Origin of the sequence: Pseudomonas sp. BN415, assembly GCF_029871195.1 — a bacterium.
Lineage (GTDB): Bacteria > Pseudomonadota > Gammaproteobacteria > Pseudomonadales > Pseudomonadaceae > Metapseudomonas > Metapseudomonas resinovorans.
The window spans coordinates 109,543-129,343 of the sequence record NZ_SSOK01000064.1; the positions used below are offsets into that span (position 1 = coordinate 109,543).

A 19,801-nucleotide genomic window follows, 5' to 3' on the forward strand; every position below is an offset into this window, starting at 1 on the left:
AACCATGGCAAGCGTACAGAGCGGCAAGATGATCGTCGGCCTGGACATCGGCACCTCCAAAGTGGTGGCGCTGGTGGGCGAGGTCGCAGCCGACGGCCAACTGGAAATCGTTGGCATTGGCACCCATCCGTCGCGCGGCCTGAAGAAGGGCGTGGTGGTGAACATCGAGTCCACCGTGCAGTCCATCCAGCGCGCCGTGGAAGAGGCGCAGCTGATGGCGGGTTGCCGCATCCACTCGGCGTTCGTCGGCATCGCCGGCAACCATATCCGCAGCCTGAACTCCCACGGCATCGTGGCGATTCGCGACCGGGAAGTGAGCGGCGCCGATATCGAGCGTGTGCTGGACGCCGCCCAGGCGGTGGCCATTCCTGCCGACCAGCGCGTGCTGCACACCCTGGCCCAGGACTATGTGATCGACAACCAGGAAGGCGTGCGCGAGCCGCTGGGCATGTCTGGGGTGCGCCTGGAAGCCAAGGTGCATGTGGTGACTTGCGCGGTGAATGCCGCCCAGAACATCGAGAAGTGCGTGCGCCGTTGCGGCCTGGAAGTGGACGACATCATCCTTGAGCAGCTGGCTTCGGCCTACTCGGTGATTACCGATGACGAGAAGGAGCTGGGTGTTTGCCTGGTGGATATCGGTGGCGGCACCACCGACATCGCCATCTTCACCGAGGGCGCCATCCGCCATACCGCGGTGATCCCGATTGCTGGCGACCAGGTGACCAACGACATCGCCATGGCCCTGCGTACGCCGACCCAGTACGCCGAAGAGATCAAGATCCGCTACGCCTGCGCACTGGCCAAGTTGGCTGGTGCTGGAGAAACCATCAAGGTGCCCAGTGTCGGCGACCGTCCGCCGCGCGAGCTGTCGCGCCAGGCCCTGGCTGAGGTGGTCGAGCCCCGTTACGACGAGCTCTTCACCCTGATCCAGGCCGAGCTGCGCCGCAGTGGCTACGAAGACTTGATCCCAGCCGGCATCGTCCTAACAGGTGGCACCGCCAAGATGGAAGGCGCGGTCGAGCTGGCCGAAGAGATTTTCCACATGCCGGTGCGCCTCGGCGTGCCGCATAGCGTCAAGGGGCTCGCCGATGTCGTGCGCAACCCCATCTATTCCACGGGCGTGGGCCTGCTGATTTACGGGTTGCAGAAGCAGTCCGACGGCATGCCTGCTTCCACAGGCAGCTTCGGCTACTCCGAAGACGCCAAGGCTCCTGTACTGGAACGGCTCAAGCGCTGGGTTCAGGGCAATTTTTAACCGCGGTACGCAGTAGGCGAAAAAACTAAAAAAGGAAGGAGAGGGGATATGTTCGAACTCGTAGATAATGTTCCGCAAACAGCGGTCATCAAGGTAATAGGTGTCGGCGGTGGCGGTGGCAACGCCGTGAACCACATGGCCAAGAGCAACATAGAAGGCGTCGAGTTCATCTGCGCCAACACCGATGCCCAGGCGCTGAAGAACATCGGAGCGCGCACCGTTCTGCAGCTCGGCCCAGGTGTGACCAAGGGCCTGGGCGCCGGTGCCAATCCGGAAGTCGGACGTCAGGCTGCCATCGAAGATCGTGAGCGCATCGCCGAAGTGCTGCAGGGCGCCGACATGGTCTTCATCACCACCGGCATGGGCGGTGGCACCGGTACCGGTGCGGCGCCGATCATCGCCGAAGTGGCCAAGGAAATGGGCATCCTCACCGTTGCGGTGGTGACCCGTCCGTTCCCGTTCGAAGGCCGCAAGCGCATGCAGATCGCCGACGAGGGCATCCGTTCGCTGGCTGAAAGCGTCGACTCCCTGATCACCATCCCCAACGAGAAGTTGCTGACCATTCTCGGCAAGGACGCCAGCCTGCTGTCCGCCTTCGCCAAGGCTGACGACGTGCTCGCCGGAGCGGTGCGCGGCATCTCCGATATCATCAAGCGTCCCGGCATGATCAACGTCGACTTCGCCGACGTTAAGACCGTGATGGGCGAAATGGGTATGGCGATGATGGGCACCGGATGCGCCAGCGGTCCGAATCGCGCTCGCGAAGCCACTGAAGCGGCTATCCGCAACCCGCTGCTCGACGACGTGAACCTGCAGGGCGCCCGCGGCATCCTGGTGAACATCACCGCAGGTCCGGACCTGTCTCTGGGCGAGTACTCCGACGTGGGTAACATCATCGAACAGTTCGCTTCCGAGCACGCCACCGTCAAGGTGGGCACCGTGATCGATCCGGACATGCGCGACGAACTGCACGTAACTGTAGTGGCCACTGGCCTGGGCGCGCGCATCGAGAAGCCGGTCAAGGTAGTCGACAACACCGTGCAGGCAGCCACTGTGGCCACCGCCACTGTAGCCACCCGTCCGGAGCAGCCGTCTGTCAATTATCGCGACCTGGATCGCCCGACCGTGATGCGCAATCAGGCTCACGCCGGCGCGGCCACCGCGGCCAAGCTCAACACTCAGGATGACCTGGATTACCTGGACATCCCTGCGTTCCTGCGTCGCCAGGCTGATTGATGATTTGTATCAGGAGCATTAGGGTGATTGGTGTTCAGCAAAGGGCGGTTCTGCTATTATCGCCGCCCATTGTTGAAAACAGTTCGCAACTTGCGCACAAGCGGCCAATGCCATGATCAGACAACGCACTCTCAAGAACATTATCCGTGCCACTGGCGTGGGGCTGCATTCCGGGGAAAAGGTCTACCTGACCCTCAAGCCTGCGCCAGTCGACACCGGTATAGTGTTTCGCCGTACCGACCTCGACCCCGTAGTGGATATCCCTGCACGCGCCGAGAATGTCGGTGAGACCACCATGTCGACCACACTGATCAACGGTGAGGTCAAGGTGGACACCGTGGAGCACCTGCTTTCGGCCATGGCAGGCCTGGGCATCGACAACGCCTACGTCGAACTCTCCGCGTCGGAAGTGCCGATCATGGACGGCAGCGCTGGTCCCTTCGTCTTCCTGATTCAATCCGCCGGCCTGCAGGAGCAGGATGCGCCGAAGAAGTTCATCCGTATCCTGCGCGAAGTGACCGTGGAGGAGGGCGACAAGCGCGCCACCTTCGTGCCCTTCGACGGTTTCAAGGTGAGCTTCGAGATCGATTTCGATCACCCGGTATTCCGCAATCGTACCCAGAGTGCGAGCGTGGATTTTTCCAGCACCTCGTTCGTCAAGGAGGTCAGCCGCGCGCGGACCTTCGGCTTCATGCGCGACATCGAGTTCCTGCGTTCACAGAACCTGGCACTCGGCGGCAGCGTGGAGAACGCCATCGTGGTTGATGAGAACCAGGTGCTCAACGAAGACGGCCTGCGTTACGAGGACGAGTTCGTCAAGCACAAGATTCTCGATGCGATCGGTGACCTCTATCTGCTCGGCAACAGCCTGATCGGCGAATTCCGTGGCTTCAAGTCGGGCCACGCGCTGAACAACCGTTTGCTGCGCCAGCTCATCGAGCAGAAGGATGCCTGGGAAGTGGTGACCTTCGAGGATGCCAGGACTGCACCTATCTCCTACATGCGACCGGTAGCAGCCGTTTAAGCAATACCCTCTTTCCTGACTTCAAAGGCCACCCTCGGGTGGCCTTTTTTTGTTCGGGTTTCGCTCATTGCTCAGTCTTGTGCTTGTGGTTTGCCGTGGCGCGCCAGGCGCTCCAGTGCTTCTCGCAACCGAGGATCACTGACAGTGTCCGCCGTGGCTTGCAGGCTTTCCGCCGCTGTGGAAGACAGGCGGCCCTCGGTCACTGGCGGACTGTGCGGGGTGTAGCTCGGCTGGACCTTGAAGACGATCCGCTCCAGTCCGGCGAATGCGTCGAACCCCTTGAGCTGCCGCAGCAGGCGGGCCTGCTGATAGCGCAACCTTGTGGCCCAATGGCCATCGGTGACGACCAGCAGCAGCCGACCCTCGCGCCACGAGGCGACATGGCAGTGTTCGCGGGCGGCGGGTTGCAGCTGGCTGGCGAGAAGCTGCTGCAGCTGGTCGATACGCTGCGCCTCATTGAACAGCGCCTTCAATGGCTTCTCCTCGCGCAGAAGCGCGGCGGGGGAGCGGGCGGGCAAAGGACGAAACGCCATGGTGAGTGCTTGAATGAGGGCAGGGCAGCCCATATTAACAGAGGGTACCCGTCACCACGGTGCGCGCGCGTCGTTCGATTGCTCGGACGGTCGATTTGCTGGCGTGTTCGTGGCAAGGCGCCATGGCCGGGGGCTGTGGACGCCGTCCTACGGAGACCGGGAAGTGCTCCCGCTTTCCTCGACAAGGAATCCGGGTAGAATGCCCCCTTCGCAAGCAGCCATGGCGGCTGCGCGGGCGACTCCAGGCCGCCCTCCATCCTAATGTGTGGAAGAACCTCTCTATATGTTTGCGCCCTTGTTGAAGAAACTCTTTGGAAGCAAGAACGAACGCGAAGTGAAGCGCATGGCCAGGGCAGTGCAGGCTATCAACGCGTTCGAAGAGCAGATGGTGGCACTGTCCGATGAGCAGCTGCGTGCCAAGACCGAAGAGTTCAAGGCGCGCCTGGGTAAAGGCGAAAACCTCGACCAGTTGCTGCCCGAGGCCTTCGCCGTGGCGCGTGAGGCCGGTAAGCGCGTCATGGGCATGCGCCACTTCGACGTCCAGCTGATTGGCGGGATGACCCTGCACGAGGGCAAGATCGCCGAGATGCGTACCGGTGAGGGCAAGACCCTTGTAGGTACCTTGGCGGTCTACCTCAACGCGCTGTCCGGCAAGGGCGTGCATGTGGTTACCGTGAACGACTACCTGGCCCGTCGCGACGCCAACTGGATGCGTCCCCTGTATGAATTCCTCGGCCTGTCCGTTGGCATCGTCACGCCCTTCCAGCCGCCGGAGGAAAAGCGTGCCGCCTACGCTGCCGACATCACCTATGGCACCAACAACGAGTTTGGTTTCGACTACCTGCGCGACAACATGGCGTTCAGCCTGGACGACAAGTTCCAGCGCGAACTGAACTTTTCCGTGATCGACGAAGTGGACTCCATCCTCATCGACGAGGCGCGGACCCCGTTGATCATCTCCGGCCAGGCCGAAGACAGCTCCAAGCTCTACATCCAGATCAACAAGCTGATCCCGCGACTCAAGCAGCACATCGAAGAGGTGGAAGGCCAGGTCACTCAGGAAGGCCACTACTCGGTCGATGAGAAAACCCGCCAGGTCGAACTCAATGAGATGGGTCACCAGTTCATCGAGGAAATGCTCACCCAGGCCGGCTTGCTGGCTGAGGGCGAGAGCCTTTACTCGGCGCACAACCTCAGCTTGCTGACCCATGTTTATGCGGCGTTGCGTGCCCACACGCTCTTCCACCGCAACGTCGAATACATCGTGCAGAACGAACAGGTGCTGCTGATCGACGAGCACACCGGCCGTACCATGCCGGGCCGTCGTCTCTCCGAAGGCCTGCACCAGGCCATCGAGGCCAAGGAAAACCTGCCGATCCAGGCGGAGAGCCAGACCCTGGCTTCCACCACCTTCCAGAACTATTTCCGCCTCTACAAGAAGCTGTCCGGCATGACCGGTACCGCTGACACCGAAGCCTTCGAGTTCCGCCAGATCTACGGTCTGGACGTGGTGGTCATTCCCACCCACCGTCCCGTTGCCCGTAAGGACTTCAACGACCTGGTCTATCTGACCCAGGAAGAGAAGTTCTCCGCCATCATCACCGACATCAAGGAATGCCAGGCAAATGGCCGCCCGGTGTTGGTGGGTACTGCATCGATCGAGAGCTCGGAGTACGTCTCCCAGCTGTTGACCAAGGCTGGTATCGAGCACAAGGTGCTCAACGCCAAGTACCACGAGAAAGAAGCCGAGATCATTGCTCAGGCCGGACGCCCAGGCGCCGTGACCATTGCCACCAACATGGCCGGCCGTGGTACCGACATCCTCCTCGGCGGCAACTGGGAAGCCGAAGTGGCCGTTCTGGACGCTCCGACGGACGAGCAGATTGCACAGATCAAGGCCGAATGGCAGAAGCGTCACCAGCAAGTGATCGAGTCTGGCGGCCTGCACGTTGTCGCTTCCGAGCGTCACGAATCCCGCCGGATCGATAACCAGTTGCGTGGTCGTGCCGGTCGCCAGGGTGACCCGGGTTCCAGCCGCTTCTATCTGTCCCTGGAAGACAACCTGATGCGCATCTTCGCCTCTGACCGGGTGAAGAACTTCATGAAGGCGCTGGGCATGCAATCCGGTGAAGCCATCGAGCACCGCATGGTGACCAATGCCATCGAGAAGGCCCAGCGCAAGGTAGAAGGCCGCAACTTCGATATTCGTAAACAGCTTCTCGAATACGACGACGTGGCCAACGAGCAGCGCAAGGTGATTTACCACATGCGCAACACGCTGCTGGCCTCCGATGACATCGGCGACACCATCGCCGAGTTCCGCGAAGAAGTACTGAGCAGCACCGTCGATGCCCATATCCCGCCGCAGTCCATGCCGGAGCAGTGGGACATCGCTGGCCTGGAAGCAGCGCTGTACAGTGATTTTGGTCTGAAGTTGCCGATCCAGCAGTGGCTGGATGAAGACGACAAGCTGTACGAAGAGACCCTTCGCGAGAAGCTCATGGCGGAGCTCCTGGCTGCCTACAAGGAGAAGGAAGACCTCGCCGGCGCCGAAGCCCTGCGTGCTTTCGAGAAACAGATGCTGTTGCGTGTGCTGGACGACCTGTGGAAGGACCACCTGTCCACCATGGATCACCTGCGCCACGGTATCCACCTGCGTGGCTATGCCCAGAAGAACCCGAAGCAGGAGTACAAGCGCGAGTCCTTCACGCTGTTCCGGGACTTGCTGGACTCCATCAAGCGCGACACCATTCGTGTCCTCTCCCATGTCCAGGTGCGTCGCGAGGACCCGGCCGAAGAAGAGGCGCGCCTGCGCCGCGAGGCCGAGGAAATGGCTCGTCGCATGCAGTTCCAGCATGCCGCCGCACCTGGCCTGGAGGAGCCCGAGATGACCGAGGAGCAAGGTGACGTCGCCGTCGCTACTGCCGTCGCTCCGGTGCGGGCTGAGCAAAAGGTGGGCCGTAATGAGCCTTGCCCTTGCGGCTCCGGCAAGAAGTACAAGCACTGCCACGGTCAGATCAGCTAAGGCCTTGCCGTAGTAGTTCCCACGCCGCGACCGGCTCTGCCGCTCGCGGCGTTTTTCCTGATACCCCAGGCCGGCAGCACCGCCCGCAGTCGGCCGCCTGATGACAAAGGAGCGCTTCCCATGGCTGTTGGTCTTGGCCCTCTGCCTACCCTGCACCCGGTACCCGGTTTCGAACTCGGCATTGCCTCTGCTGGCATCAAGCGCCCTGGGCGCAAGGACGTAGTCGTGATGCGCTGCGCCGAAGGCTCTACCATCGCCGGCGTTACCACCACCAATGCCTTCTGCGCCGCCCCCGTGCTGATCACGCGCGAGCGCCTGGAAGGAGACGTGCGCTACTTGCTGACCAACACGGGCAACGCCAACGCCGGCACTGGCCCGGATGGACTGGCTCGCGCCCGCCGTGCCTGCGCCAAGCTGGCTGACCTGGCGGGTGTGGCTGAGGACGCCGTGCTGCCATTCTCCACGGGCGTGATCGGCGAGCCACTGCCGGTCGAAAAGATCGAAGCAGCCCTGGCGGCTGCCCTGGCTGACCTGAAGGTGGACAACTGGGCCCAGGCTGCCGAAGGGATCATGACCACCGACACCCAACCCAAGGGTGCTAGCCGTCAGTTCCAGCACGACGGGGTGACCATCACCATCACTGGTATCAGCAAGGGTGCCGGCATGATCCGTCCGAACATGGCCACCATGCTCGGCTACATCGCGACCGACGCCAAGGTCGCCCGTGACGTGCTGCACGCCTTGGTGCGCGATGCGGCGAACAAGTCTTTCAATCGCATCACCATCGACGGCGATACCTCTACCAACGACTGCTGCATGCTGATCGCCACCGGCCAGGCCGCCCTGCCGGAGATCACGGCGGCCAGCGGCGAGCTGTTCGCCAAGCTCAAACAAGCCGTGTTCGACGTATTCATGGAGATTGCCCAGGCCATCGTGCGTGACGGCGAAGGCGCCACCAAGTTCGTCACCGTGCAGGTCAACGGCGGCGGCAATCACCAGGAGTGCCTGGACGTGGCTTATGCAGTGGCCCATTCGCCGCTGATCAAGACTGCGCTGTTTGCATCCGATCCCAACTGGGGCCGCATCCTGGCTGCCGTGGGGTATGCCGGCGTGCCGAACCTGGACGTGAGCAAGATCGACGTGTTCCTTGGCGAGGTGTGCATCGCCAGCCAGGGCGGTCGTGCCGCCACCTATACCGAAGCACAAGGCGCGGCGGTGATGGCCCGCGAGGAAATCACCATCCGTATCGAGCTCGGTCGTGGTGATTGCAGCGAGACCATCTGGACCACCGACCTGTCCCACGAGTACGTGAAGATCAACGCCGAGTACCGTACCTAAGCTCCCATTCAGGATCGGCTGCGTTTCAGCGCAGAAGCTATTGAACCGGTTCCCTCGGGCTTGGCCTGGCATTCCCGATTTTCATCCCCCGATGAAAATCGGGAATTTGCCATGGGCACAGGCAGCTTCCATGATCCAGCGAAACCCTGAGGAACTGGAAGGAAGGAGCTAGGCATGTCCCTGACACTGGTAATAGGCAACAAGAACTACTCGTCCTGGTCGTTGCGCGCGTGGTTGGCCATGGAACTGACCGGCTCGCCCTACGATGAAGTGCGCGTCCCGCTCTACCAGGCAGATAGCCGCAAGCGCCTGCTGACCTACTCGCCCACCGCCAAGGTACCGGTGCTGCAGTCCGAAGATGGCACCATCTGGGATTCCCTGGCCATCGCCGAGTACCTCGCCGAGCGCTTCCCCGAGGCGCATCTCTGGCCCTTCGGCCAGGCGGCCCGTGCCATGGCCCGCGCGGTCTGTGCTGAGATGCACAGTGGTTTCGTCCCCTTGCGCAGCCACATGCCCATGGACATGAAGCGCAATCAGCCGTTGGCCGAGGTACCAGAAGTGGTCGCCGAGGACATTCGTCGCGTCTGCGCCATCTGGGCTGAATGCCGCTCGCGCTTCGGTCAGGACGGCCCCTACCTGTTCGGTCATGCCAGCATCGCCGACGCCTTTTACGCGCCGGTGGCCAGCCGCCTGCGCAGCTATGCCGTGGAGCTGCCGACCGAAGCCGCGGCCTATGTCGACACCATCTACCGGTGGCCTGCCTTCCAGCGCTGGTATCAGGCCGCCTTGCAGGAAACGGAGATCATCGAATGAAACGAGTGCATGTGGCGGCCGCTGTGATTCGCGGCGCCGATGGCCGGGTGCTGATCGCCAGGCGCCCGGACGACAAGCACCAGGGCGGTCTCTGGGAGTTCCCCGGAGGCAAGGTTGAGGAGGGCGAGGCTGTGCAGGCAGCGCTCTCCCGTGAGCTGGAGGAGGAACTGGGCATTCGCGTCAGTGCCTCCCGGCCACTGATCCAGGTTCACCACGACTACCCGGACAAACACGTGCTGCTGGATGTCTGGGAAGTCAGCGCCTTCTCCGGAGAACCCCACGGCGCTGAAGGCCAGCCCCTGGCGTGGGCCTCTCCCCGTGAGCTCGGGGATTTCGAGTTCCCGGCCGCCAACAAACCCATCGTGGCTGCTGCGCGTCTACCGGAGCGCTATCTCATTACCCCGGACGACATCGAGCCCCAGGTGCTGCTGGCTGGACTCCGGACTGCCCTGGCCGACGGTGTGCGCCTGGTCCAGCTGCGAGCCCCGAAGATGTTCGATGCCCAGTACCGCGACCTGGCCATCGATGTGCAGGGTCTTTGCGCCGGCAAGGCGCAGCTGATGCTCAAGGGCCCGCTGGAGTGGCTGGGCGACTTTCCCGCAGCCGGTTGGCACCTGACTGCCGAGCAGTTGCGCAAGTACGCGCCCAATGGCCGGCCGTTTCCCCGTGAGCGTTGGCTGGCGGCGTCCTGCCACAGCGTCGAAGAGTTGCAGTTGGCCGCGGCCATGGACGTGGATTTCGTCACCCTTTCGCCGGTCCAGGCGACCCAGACCCACCCCGACGCCCTGCCGCTGGGCTGGGAGCGCGCGGAAGAACTGCTGCGCAGCTTCAACCAGCCGGCCTTCCTGCTGGGGGGCGTTGGCGCTCGGGACCTGGAGCGCGCCTGGCAGATCGGCGCACAGGGCGTGGCGGGAATTCGGGCATTCTGGCCGGAATCGTAAGTTGGGCCGGACTCAGTGAAACCCGACCAGGGGATGGCTGACGCGTCGGGTTTCGCTTGGCTCAACGCCAAGCTTGGGTCGGTCTTCGACCGGCTTGGCTCTTGACGTCATGGCTTGCTGGCCGCCTGCCACAGCACTTCGTCCACCCCTTGCCGCCGGGCAATCTGGCGGGCAGCGACGAAGAGCAGGTCGGAAAGTCGGTTGAGGTAGGCCAGCAGCTCCTCGCGCAGTGGTTCTTCGCCGTTCAGGGTTTGCGTGCGGCGTTCGGCGCTGCGGGCGAAGCTGCGGCAGACATGGGCCTGGGCCACCAGGCGTGAGCCACCGGGGAGAATGAAGTTCTTCAGCGGCCCCAGCTCATCGTTCCAGTGGTCGATGGTGGCTTCCAGCCGTTCGATCTCTTGCTTGTGCAGAACTTGGTACTCCGGCATCGCCAGTTCGCCACCAAGGTCGAACAAGCGGTGCTGACAGGGCGCCAGTGCGTCAACTACCTCGCCCAGCCCAGGCCAGCGCTCCAGGCACTCGGCCAGCTCAGCCAGCAACAGGCCGAGCTGGCTGTTCAGGGTGTCCACTTCGCCAATGGCCTCGATCCGTGGGTGGTCCTTGGGGACGCGAAGACCTCCGGACAGGCCGGTTTCGCCCTTGTCGCCGGTGCGTGTGTAAATCTTGGAAAGGCGGTTGCCCATCTCAGGCTCCTGCGTCTGTGGCGCTGGAAGTGAGCGGCAGGCGCAGGGTGAAACAGGTGCCTTGACCGGGTTTGGACTGCACTTCCATCTGGCCTTTGTGATTGTTGGTAATGATGAAGTAGGAAACCGACAGCCCCAGCCCCGTGCCCTGGCCGACTTCCTTGGTGGTGAAGAAGGGCTCGAAGATGCGCTTGCGGACATTCTCGGGGATACCCATGCCGGTGTCTTCCACCTGGATTTCTGCCCAGGGCGGACTCAGGCGGGTGCGTAAGGTGATGCGGCCTTCCTCGTCGTCCTCGCGCAGGTGAATCGCCTGGGCGGCGTTCTTCAACAGGTTGAGCAACACCTGCTCCAACTCGTTGGCGGTGCCAGGCACCGGCCCCAGCTTCGGGTCGAATTCACGGACGATCCTGAGGCCTTTGAAGTCGAAGCCTTCGGTCAGGTCGAAGTCGTTGCTGGCGATTTCCAGCGCCTGGTCGATCAGCACGGGTAGCTGGCAGGGCGCCAGCTGGCGATTGCTGCGCCGGCTGAAGGCAAGCATGTGGGTCACGATCTTCGCCGCTCGGGCGCCGGCCTGATGGATGTCGTCCAGCAGCCTGGGGACCTCGCGGGCTTCCAGATACTGGTTGACGGATTCCAGACTGATGCCGTTGATGGCGGCCTGTTCCTGGTTGCGGTCGAGTTCCGGGGAAATGCGCCGGCGGATGTTCTGAACATTGTGCAGGATGGCGCCCAGGGGGTTGTTTATCTCGTGGGCCATGCCAGCGGCCAGGCCACCCACCGAGAGCATCTTTTCCGACTGCACCATCAGCTCTTCCATCGACAGGCGCTGAGTAATGTCGTCGATGCGGATCACCACGCCGCGCCCAGTGCCGCCCATCAGCGGGTAGAACGTCAGGGCGTAGTGGTGAACGTTCTCGTCTACCAGCCAGCTTACCCGTTCCACTTTTTCCACCTTGTGCTTCTCGGCGGTCAGGCGGATCTGAGGTAGGAACGGCTTGAGTGAAGGGAAGGCGAGGAATACGGGCTGGTTCAGTGCATCGTCCATGGGGGTGCCGGATAGGGCGCTGGCCTCCTGGTTCCACTGGGTGACGTAGAGCTGTTCGTCCAGGGCGATAAGCGCCGAAGGCATGGAGTCGATGATGCTGTTGAGGTAGTTCTGGAAACCGGTCAGCTTCTTCTCGATCTTGCTGCGCACCTGCACTTCCAGCTCCAGCTTGCGGTTGGAGTGGCGGGTTTCCTCGGCCAGTTCATGGGCCTGGTCGAAGGCGGCCTGGGCGTCGTCGCGGGCCCTTTTGAGTTGCTGTTCGCGGGCTTCGATACGGCTAAGCATGGTGTTGAAGGCGTCAGCCAGGCTGCCGATCTCGTCACGATTGCCACGCGGCGCGCGCAGGGCATAGTTCTCTTCGCGGGTTACTTGACGCGACAGTTCCTCCAGGCGGCGAATGGGGCGGGTGACCATCCGCCGGATCTGCCGTGCGACCAGCAGCCAGAGCAGTACGCTGCAGGCGAGGATCGCCAGGCTTGCGGTCAGGGTGCCGGTGTAAAACACGCCGGGCAATTCGCTGGAGGCCACCAGCAACAGGTGGCCGGGGGGCTTTCCGGGTATCGGCAGCTCTGCGAGGTGGCTGGTGCGGAACTCGCGCAGGCGCCACGTGGGAATGTCACTGGCCTTCAGCGGCAGGTCGAGTTGCGCACCGCGCTGGAGCTGGGCCAGCAGGCGGCCGTCACTGTCGTACAGGGCGGCAGCACGCAGTGGTGTGTAACCGTCCAGGCGCTGCAGCATCTGCTTGGCGTTCTCTTCCGAGGACAGCGCCTCGGGGCCGACGGCTGACGTGGCGAAGAGGCGGCCAAGGGTTTCCAGGCCTTGGGGCGCGACGCTTTCCTGGGAGATCCAATAGGCGGCGCTGATGAAGGCCAGATTGGCAATGAGCAGGACGGTGGCGAGCAGAACCAACAGGGCGGCGAGCAATTTGCGGCCGACCGACAAGTTATCGAGGCGCTGACGCAGGCTGGTCAAGGGGGCAAGTATCCGCGGCTGGGCTGAGGGGCAGGTTAGCGCGGGCTCAGGTGACGGGCAATCCGCGCTGCTGCAGATGGGTCTTGAGGCGGGTGTGCAGCCTGTCCAGGTGCGGCAGGCTCAGCCGGTGGCGAGTGGCGGTAGCGCAGGCGTGGCCGAGCAGGTAGCTGATTTCGGTGCGGCGGCCGTGGGCGACATCCTGGTACATGGAGGAGTAGTTGGCCGCGGTGGCCTGGATCACCCGCAGCACTTCTTCGTGCAGCCCATCAGCGGCATCCGGCTGGCCACAGCGTTGCAGCAACTCGGCCAACTCGACGCAGAGCACGCTGACCTCTGCGGGGTGCTCGAGCAGGCCGCCATTGCGGCAGTCGTACAGCACGGTCAGGGGGTTGATGGCGCAGTTCAGCGCCAGCTTGCGCCATAGACGCGAGAGGATGTCCGGCGTCCAGCCATAAGGGACACTGGCTTGTTCCAGTTCGTTCAGCCAGATGGGCGCGGCGGGTTGTAGCGGGTCACCGAGCCAGGTGAATCCATGGCCGGCGAATACTACGCGCCAGTCCCCGTCGCGAAAGGCGCCTTCTGTGCTGGAGGCAAGCACACAGCGCGTATGGGGCAGGCGCAGGGCAACGGCGTCCTGGCTGCCCAGGCCGTTCTGCAGCAGGATCAGTTCGGCGCCAGGAGACAAGTGGGGCAACAGGGGCTGGACCGCAGCCTCGGCGTCGTAGGCCTTGCAGGCTACGAGCAGGCGGCTGATGGGGCTGGCGGTGCTGGGCAGTTCCGCGGGAATGGCGTACTGCCGTGCCTGGTCCTGCTCCACCAGGGTCAGGCCGCCGGCTGCTTCGTATGCCCTGAGGCGGGCGCGATCGCGAAGGATCAGACGCACCGGCAATCCAGCTCGCGCCAGGCGGGTGGCCCAGAGGCTGCCCAGGCTACCGGCGCCCAGGATGTGCCAGGTCATGGCTGTGGCAGGCGCAGGGCGGTGACGCGACCGCTGGCGTGGGCCTCGGGCAGCATGGCGCTGGCCTTGTCCAGCAACTCCTCGACATCCAGCGGTAATGCCTTGGTGTCCAGACCGACCAGGGCGATGCCGGCCTTGAGGGTAATGAAGCCTTCGCTGGTCTTGAAGGCTTTCAGGTTCAGACCTTCATGCAGACGGCGGAAGCTGCTCGGCGAACACTCATGGAGGTCGTCGAGCAGGGTAATCAGACCGAAGTGGTTATCGTCCAGGCGGGTCAGCACATCCAGCGGGCGTACCAGTTGCTGCAGGCGGCGGGCGACACCGTGCAACAGCTCGTTGTAGAAGCTGTCGCCGTACTGCACGCGCAGCTTCGGCGCGTCCAGCAGGCCGATCAGCAGGTAGCACAGGGCGCCACCACGGGACTCCACCTGGCGCAGGCTGTCGGTCAATTTCTGCCGCAGGTAGCGCGGGTTGCCCAGTCCGGTGAGGGAGTCCACCAGGTTGCGCTGTTCCAGGCTGGCGATGTTCTGGGTGAGCAGGCGGTTTTCCTGCAGCAGGCGCTGAAGGGTGTTGCACAGGCGGTCGGCCGCGTAGATGCGCGGAACCAGTTGCTCGCTCATGGCCGCCTTGCTGACGAAGTCGTCCACCCCGCGGTCGAAGGCTTCGCCCAGGACGTTCTCACCTTCCTTGCCGGTAAGCAGGATGATGTAGCTGTAGTGGTCGGTCATCTCATCCAGCTGGCGCACGCGTGCGGTCAGTTCCAGACCGTCGATCTCGGGCATCAGCCAGTCGGCGAGGATAACGTTGGCGGGCTTGTCTTCCAGCAGTTTCAGCGCTTCGCTGGCGCTGCTGGCGAATCGCAGATCCTGGTAACCGGCCTGGCTCAGGGTGCGGCCGATCATGGCGCTGGAGAACTTGGCATCGTCCACCACCAGGATACTGAGATGAGGGTTGGGCATGTGGCAGGCTCGCAAGGAGGGTGGGATAGCAGGATGTGGCGTTATGATATCAAGCCTCATTCAGGTTGCCTTGTCGCCCCACCGTTCTGCCGGTTTCGGACTGCTGAGGGATGGCTTCCAGAAGGCGACGTGTCGCTCGGTTATAATGGATCCGCATTTTTTACCGTCAAGCCAGGCGCTTTCATATCCGTGATGCAGATCGCGCCGTCTATCTGGAGGAATCCCATGCCCTCGTTCGACGTGGTGTCCGAACTGGACAAGCACGAAGTCACCAACGCCGTCGACAACGCCATCAAGGAACTCGATCGCCGCTACGATCTGCGCGGCAAGGGTAGTTTCGAGTTCAAGGAACTGACCGTCACCCTGACGGCCGATGCCGATTTCCAACTGGAGCAGATGCTGGAAATCCTCAAGCTGGCGCTGGTCAAGCGCAAGATCGACGTCCAGTGCCTGGAGGTGAAGGACTCCTACGCCTCCGGCAAGGTCGTGAAGCAGGAAGCCGTGCTGCGCGAAGGTATCGACAAGGAATTGGCGAAAAAGATCGTTGCGCACATCAAGGAAAGCAAACTCAAGGTCCAGGCCGCCATCCAGGGCGAACAGGTGCGCGTCACCGGCAAGAAGCGCGATGATCTCCAGGAAGCCATCGCTGCCCTGCGCGCCAAGGAATTCGGCATGCCCCTGCAATTCAACAACTTCCGCGACTGAGCGGAACCTTCGCGACCGATCTGCGTCGCAAACCAAGAGTCGTTTGAACCTTCGCTGCCATGGCTTGTCCATGGCGGCCTGGTTTTGCATTACTGAAAAAGCGCAGGAGAATGCTCGTGGAGATGAACGTCGACCAGTTGGTCAAAGTATCCGAAGCCTGGTTACCCATAGCGCTGGAGTACAGCGGCAAGCTGACCCTGGCCCTCATCACCCTGTTACTGGGCTGGTGGCTGGTCAACCTGCTGACCGGCAAGGTTGGCAACATGATGCAGAACCGCCGGGTCGATCGCACTTTGCAAGGGTTCATCGGCAGCCTGGCCAACATCATCCTGAAGGTGCTGTTGCTGGTCAGCGTGGCCTCGATGATCGGCATTTCGACCACATCCTTCGTCGCCGCCATCGGTGCTGCGGGCCTTGCCATTGGCCTGGCCCTGCAGGGCAGCCTGGCGAACTTCGCCGGCGGCGTGCTGATCCTGCTGTTCCGTCCGTTCAAGGTCGGTGACTGGATCGAAGGGCAAGGCGTGGCCGGGACGGTGGACAGCATCCAGATCTTCCACACCACCCTGAAAACCGGTGATAACAAGGTGGTGATCGTGCCCAACGGCAGCCTGTCCAACGGCAACATCACCAACTTCTCGCGAGAAAAGACCCGCCGGGTGGATATCAACATCGGCATTGACTACGACTGCGACATCAAGCGTGCGCGCCAGGTGCTGCTGGATATCGCTCGTGATTCTCGCGTCCTCAGGCACCCCGAGCCGGTGGTATTCGTTACCGGGCTGGGCGAAAGCGCCATCAACGTCTCTCTGCGGGTCTGGGTCGCGACAGAAGACTACTGGGCCGTGAATTTCGATTTCATCGAACGTGCCAAGGAGAAAATGGACGAAGCGGGTATCAGCATTCCGTTCCCCCAGCGGGTCGTGAAGCTCGTGCAAAGCGCATGACCAGGACGCGCCCATGAAAAAGGCCGGCAATCTTGTCGGCCTTTTTCATGGCTCGCGCAAATCAGGGCTGTTCGGGGGAACCGGGCGTCGCGGAGGCATTGGAAGAACCGTTTTCCTTCGGCTGCTGGCGGTTGCGGCCCCATTGGATCGCGATCAGCACCAGGGTGGGTATACCCAGCAGGGCCGTGAGTAGGAAGAAGTTGTGGTAGCCGACGCTCTCCACCATCACCCCTGAGTAGCCGCCGATCAGGCGCGGCAACAGCAGCATGATGGAGCTGAGCAGTGCGTACTGGGTGGCCGAGAACTTCAGGTTGGTCAGGCTTGAGAGGTAGGCGACGAACGCCGAGGTGGCCAGCCCTGCGCTGAAGTTGTCGCAGGAGATGGTCAGGATCAGCATGTTCAGGTGCGCGCCCATATCGCTCAGGGCTACGAACATCAGGTTGGTGGCCGCCGAGCTGATGCCGCCGATGAAGAGGATCGGCAGGATGCCGAAACGCACGATGAGTAAACCGCCGGCGCCTGCGCCGAGCAGGGTCATGACCAGGCCGAACAGCTTGCTGACGCTGGCAATCTGCTCTTTGGTGAAGCCCTGGTCGATGTAGAAGACGTTGGCCATCACGCCCATGACGGTATCCGACATCCGGTAAGTGGCGATCAGGCCGAGCAGCAGCAATGCTTGCCAGCGGTAGCGCTGGACGAACTCGCTGATCGGCGTGAGCACTGGCGCCATCAGCAGGCGGCCGGCGGCGGAGAAGCAGGCCAGGGTGATCAGCAGGAACAGCGTGCCACGCGGCCAGGCGCCGGACGAGAACGCCTTCACCGCGGCAGCGATGGTCACCAGGATCACGATCAGCACGATGATCGACACCGCCTGGTGCACGAAGTCGAAGTTGGGCATCACCTTGCCTCGCGCTGCCACCAGCAATTGGCGGCGCTGCTGGCTGAGCAGTTCGCGCACCGGCAGGATCTGGCGCATGCCCCAGGGTGACAGGCAGGTGATCAGGAAGATTGCGTAGAGCGCCGCGCGCGGCCAGGCGCGATCGAGCAGGCCGGTGATCATCGCCGGCAGGGAGATCAGCATCACCAGCAGGATCAGCACCGATGACAGCTGGTGCTTGAGCTTGAAGCGCGAGGTCGTGCTCTGCGGCGGCAGGTCCACCGGCGGCTCGCGCATCCACAGGCTGGTGATCAGTCCGGGCAGCATCAGCAGGGCGAACAGCAGGTAGGTACCGGCCCAGGCGCCATACTCATAGACCTTGGCGGTGGAGCCGAACCACTCGGCGAAGTAGAGCGCGCCGGCGGTCGCCAGCAGCGCGGAGACGCGATAGCCGGTCATGTAGCTGGCGGCCAGGGCGGCCTGGCGGCTGTCTTCGGCGATTTCCAGGCGGTAGGCATCGATGGCGATGTCCTGGGTCGCCGAGGCGAAAGCCACCAAAACCGCCAAAGCGATCAGCCAGGTGAGGTTGGTCTGCGGATCGCACAGCGCCATACCCACCAGCCCCAGGCCCACAAGCGCCTGGGACAGCACCAGCCAGGAACGGCGGCGACCGAGGCGGCCCAACAGTGGCAGGCGCCATTGATCGAGCAGCGGCGACCAGATCCACTTGAAGGCGTAGGCCAGGCCAATCAGGCTGGCGAAGCCGATGGTTTCTCGGGATACGCCAGCTTCGCGAAGCCAGACAGAGAGGGTGGAGAACACCAGCATGTAAGGCAGGCCGGCGGCGAAGCCCAGCAGCAACAGCGAAAGGGTGGCCGGCGAGGCATAGGCGGCGATGGCGTCGCGCCAGGAACGATGGGGCATTAGCGGTGCAATCCGAAAAGCGTGGTGCTGGGCATTGGGTTGCTCATGGCATGCAGGAAAGAGGCGGGCAATAGGGCAGGGCGCACTCTAACCCTTGGGTGGCATGGGATGCCAGCCGTGCCGACGCATGTCCACCCGATCGTTCTGGATACTGACCCCTTCAGCCCGCAAACGTGCCCGTTGCTCGTTGCCGGACGGTGTTCCAATGGCCAGGCTGAAGCGTCCGCCGGCCCCCAGGACGCGGTGCCAGGGCAGCTGGGTGCCGGTGGGCAACTGGCTCAGGGTTCGCCCGACCCAGCGCGCGGCGCGGCCAAGCCCCGCGAGCTCGGCCAACTGGCCGTAAGTCACCACCTTGCCCTCCGGCACTTGCGCCAGGGTGAGGTAAAGCGCCTCGCGGCGGATGTCCACGCTTGCCGTTGGCAAGTCCGTCCATGCATGCTCTGGCGCCTCTTCCTTCTTCTGCTTACCGACCATGCTGCTCCGTAGCCTGAGTGCTCTGATTCTGTGTCTGGCCTGCTCGCCCCTTTGGGCGGACACCGTCTGGTTGAACAACGGTGATCGCCTGACAGGCGAAATTATCGTGCTGGATGGCGGCAAACTGGCATTGAAGACCCAATACGCCGGCCAGGTGCTGATCGACTGGAAGGATATCGACACCCTTCGTTCGGAGAAACCGCTGCTGATCAAGCGACAGGGGCTCGACAGCCAGCATAGCCGCAGCCTTGAAGCGGCGGGCAAGGGCATGGTGCTGTTGGTGAACGGCGAAAGCGAGAGGGTGCCTTTGGCCAGTATCCGCCAGATGGTGCCGCCGCGACCCGTTCTCAAGGACCGTGTCTGGGAGGGCAATCTCGACGCAAAGCTGGACATGGAACGCAACGAGGACAGCAAGGACGAGTGGAAGCTCAAGGGCGACACCCGCGTCGAGCACGGCCGCTGGCGTCATGTGCTGAGTGGCCAGTTCGAGAAGGAAACCAAGAACGGCGAGCGTACCGAGGACAACTGGGAAATCGAGTACGACCTCGACCGTTTCCTGACCCAGCACTGGTTCGTACGTGGCAGCTATGACCAGGACAACGACGACTTCCAGTTCTTCAATCGCCAGCGCGCCTACGGCGTTGGCCCCGGCTACCGCTTCTGGGACAACGAACTGGGCCGCTTCGACCTGATTGCCCAGCTCACGCGCTTCCAGCTGGAAAGCGACGCTGGCGATCTGGACTTCAATGCCTATTCATTCGAGTGGGACTTCAAGCGGCTGATCTGGGGGACTCGCTTCGAACTCTATTCCAAGGCCCAGCTCCAGGTGCCGCATATGGAGGAGATCGATTATGTGCTCGACAGCGAATTCGGCCTGCGCTATCGGCTCAATGACTGGGCGAGATTGTCGTTGCTCTACGAACTTGACCAGGTGAGGGGCCTGGGCGACACGTCGTCGGACCGGCACTACCTGATTGGCGTCGGCATCGGCTGGTAGGGCTCAAACCGGTCACGTCCATCGATTTTCTGGAACTCGGCGGGCGCAGGTCGGTCAGTCCTTGCTCTGCCGTCGGTCATAAGGATAATGCCCGG

Annotated in this window: 17 protein-coding genes; 10 read left to right on the top strand and 7 right to left on the bottom strand. The window is 62.8% G+C overall.

Annotated elements, in window-relative coordinates; genetic code table 11:
• The first annotated feature begins 4 nt into the window (after positions 1-4).
• The 3 genes from ftsA (at position 5) to lpxC (ending at position 3,515) form a co-directional block, all read left to right on the top strand.
• Positions 5-1,255, top strand: coding sequence for a cell division protein FtsA (ftsA, locus tag E8F20_RS22595; protein WP_280285741.1), 1,251 nt, complete (start codon positions 5-7; stop codon positions 1,253-1,255).
• A gap of 48 nt (positions 1,256-1,303) precedes the next feature.
• On the top strand, positions 1,304-2,491 hold the full coding sequence (gene ftsZ / locus E8F20_RS22600; RefSeq protein ID WP_028628443.1) for a cell division protein FtsZ: 1,188 nt from the start codon (positions 1,304-1,306) through the stop codon (positions 2,489-2,491).
• A gap of 112 nt (positions 2,492-2,603) precedes the next feature.
• Complete coding sequence (gene lpxC / locus E8F20_RS22605) at positions 2,604-3,515, top strand: UDP-3-O-acyl-N-acetylglucosamine deacetylase (protein WP_028628442.1); 912 nt, start codon at positions 2,604-2,606, stop codon at positions 3,513-3,515.
• A gap of 71 nt (positions 3,516-3,586) precedes the next feature.
• Here the strand turns inward: lpxC and E8F20_RS22610 are convergent, their stop codons facing one another.
• The gene (locus E8F20_RS22610) at positions 3,587-4,048 is read right to left on the bottom strand and encodes a DciA family protein (RefSeq protein ID WP_280285742.1); all 462 of its coding nucleotides are present in this window, start codon (positions 4,046-4,048) and stop codon (positions 3,587-3,589) included.
• 283 nt (positions 4,049-4,331) lie between these two features.
• Between E8F20_RS22610 and secA the strand changes: the two genes are divergently transcribed.
• The 4 genes from secA (at position 4,332) to E8F20_RS22630 (ending at position 10,165) form a co-directional block, all read left to right on the top strand.
• Positions 4,332-7,073, top strand: a complete 2,742-nt coding sequence (secA, locus tag E8F20_RS22615) for a preprotein translocase subunit SecA (RefSeq protein ID WP_280285743.1) — start codon at positions 4,332-4,334, stop codon at positions 7,071-7,073.
• A gap of 120 nt (positions 7,074-7,193) precedes the next feature.
• Complete coding sequence (gene argJ, locus E8F20_RS22620; RefSeq protein WP_280285744.1) at positions 7,194-8,411, top strand: bifunctional glutamate N-acetyltransferase/amino-acid acetyltransferase ArgJ; 1,218 nt, start codon at positions 7,194-7,196, stop codon at positions 8,409-8,411.
• Between the two features lie 174 nt (positions 8,412-8,585).
• Positions 8,586-9,224, top strand: coding sequence for a glutathione S-transferase family protein (locus E8F20_RS22625; RefSeq protein WP_280285745.1), 639 nt, complete (start codon positions 8,586-8,588; stop codon positions 9,222-9,224).
• Positions 9,221-10,165: a Nudix family hydrolase gene (locus tag E8F20_RS22630; RefSeq protein WP_280285746.1), complete on the top strand. Its 945-nt coding sequence runs from the start codon at positions 9,221-9,223 to the stop codon at positions 10,163-10,165. The genes E8F20_RS22625 and E8F20_RS22630 overlap by 4 nt, the downstream gene beginning before the upstream one ends.
• A 107-nt stretch (positions 10,166-10,272) precedes the next feature.
• Here the strand turns inward: E8F20_RS22630 and E8F20_RS22635 are convergent, their stop codons facing one another.
• The 4 genes from E8F20_RS22635 to E8F20_RS22650 are packed head-to-tail and all read right to left on the bottom strand — an operon-like array spanning position 10,273 to position 14,785.
• Positions 10,273-10,848, bottom strand: coding sequence for a cob(I)yrinic acid a,c-diamide adenosyltransferase (locus tag E8F20_RS22635; protein WP_280285747.1), 576 nt, complete (start codon positions 10,846-10,848; stop codon positions 10,273-10,275).
• Between the two features lies 1 nt (position 10,849).
• Positions 10,850-12,868 carry a HAMP domain-containing sensor histidine kinase gene (locus E8F20_RS22640; RefSeq protein ID WP_280285748.1) on the bottom strand — a complete coding sequence of 673 codons (2,019 nt, stop codon included), beginning with the start codon at positions 12,866-12,868 and terminating at the stop codon, positions 10,850-10,852.
• A 46-nt stretch (positions 12,869-12,914) separates the two neighbouring features.
• Positions 12,915-13,826, bottom strand: coding sequence for a putative 2-dehydropantoate 2-reductase (locus E8F20_RS22645; protein ID WP_280285749.1), 912 nt, complete (start codon positions 13,824-13,826; stop codon positions 12,915-12,917).
• A complete protein-coding gene (locus E8F20_RS22650) occupies positions 13,823-14,785 on the bottom strand; it encodes a response regulator (RefSeq protein WP_280285750.1) in 963 nt (320 codons plus the stop codon). The genes E8F20_RS22645 and E8F20_RS22650 overlap by 4 nt, the downstream gene beginning before the upstream one ends.
• A gap of 225 nt (positions 14,786-15,010) precedes the next feature.
• On the opposite strand from E8F20_RS22650, the gene E8F20_RS22655 reads away from it, so the two are divergent.
• Entirely contained in the window at positions 15,011-15,490 is a 480-nt protein-coding gene (locus E8F20_RS22655) for a YajQ family cyclic di-GMP-binding protein (RefSeq protein WP_028628432.1), read from the top strand.
• 116 nt (positions 15,491-15,606) lie between these two features.
• Positions 15,607-16,434, top strand: coding sequence for a mechanosensitive ion channel domain-containing protein (locus E8F20_RS22660; protein WP_280285751.1), 828 nt, complete (start codon positions 15,607-15,609; stop codon positions 16,432-16,434).
• A gap of 61 nt (positions 16,435-16,495) precedes the next feature.
• Here the strand turns inward: E8F20_RS22660 and E8F20_RS22665 are convergent, their stop codons facing one another.
• Both E8F20_RS22665 and E8F20_RS22670 read right to left on the bottom strand, forming a co-directional pair.
• Positions 16,496-18,235: an AmpG family muropeptide MFS transporter gene (locus E8F20_RS22665; RefSeq protein ID WP_028628430.1), complete on the bottom strand. Its 1,740-nt coding sequence runs from the start codon at positions 18,233-18,235 to the stop codon at positions 16,496-16,498.
• A gap of 87 nt (positions 18,236-18,322) precedes the next feature.
• Positions 18,323-18,709 (bottom strand): MGMT family protein, encoded by a 387-nt coding sequence (locus E8F20_RS22670; protein WP_280285752.1) that lies wholly within the window; start codon positions 18,707-18,709, stop codon positions 18,323-18,325.
• Between E8F20_RS22670 and E8F20_RS22675 the strand changes: the two genes are divergently transcribed.
• Positions 18,708-19,706, top strand: coding sequence for a DUF481 domain-containing protein (locus E8F20_RS22675; protein ID WP_280285753.1), 999 nt, complete (start codon positions 18,708-18,710; stop codon positions 19,704-19,706). The two genes, E8F20_RS22670 and E8F20_RS22675, sit on opposite strands and share 2 nt — an antisense overlap.
• Positions 19,707-19,801: the final 95 nt, after the last annotated feature.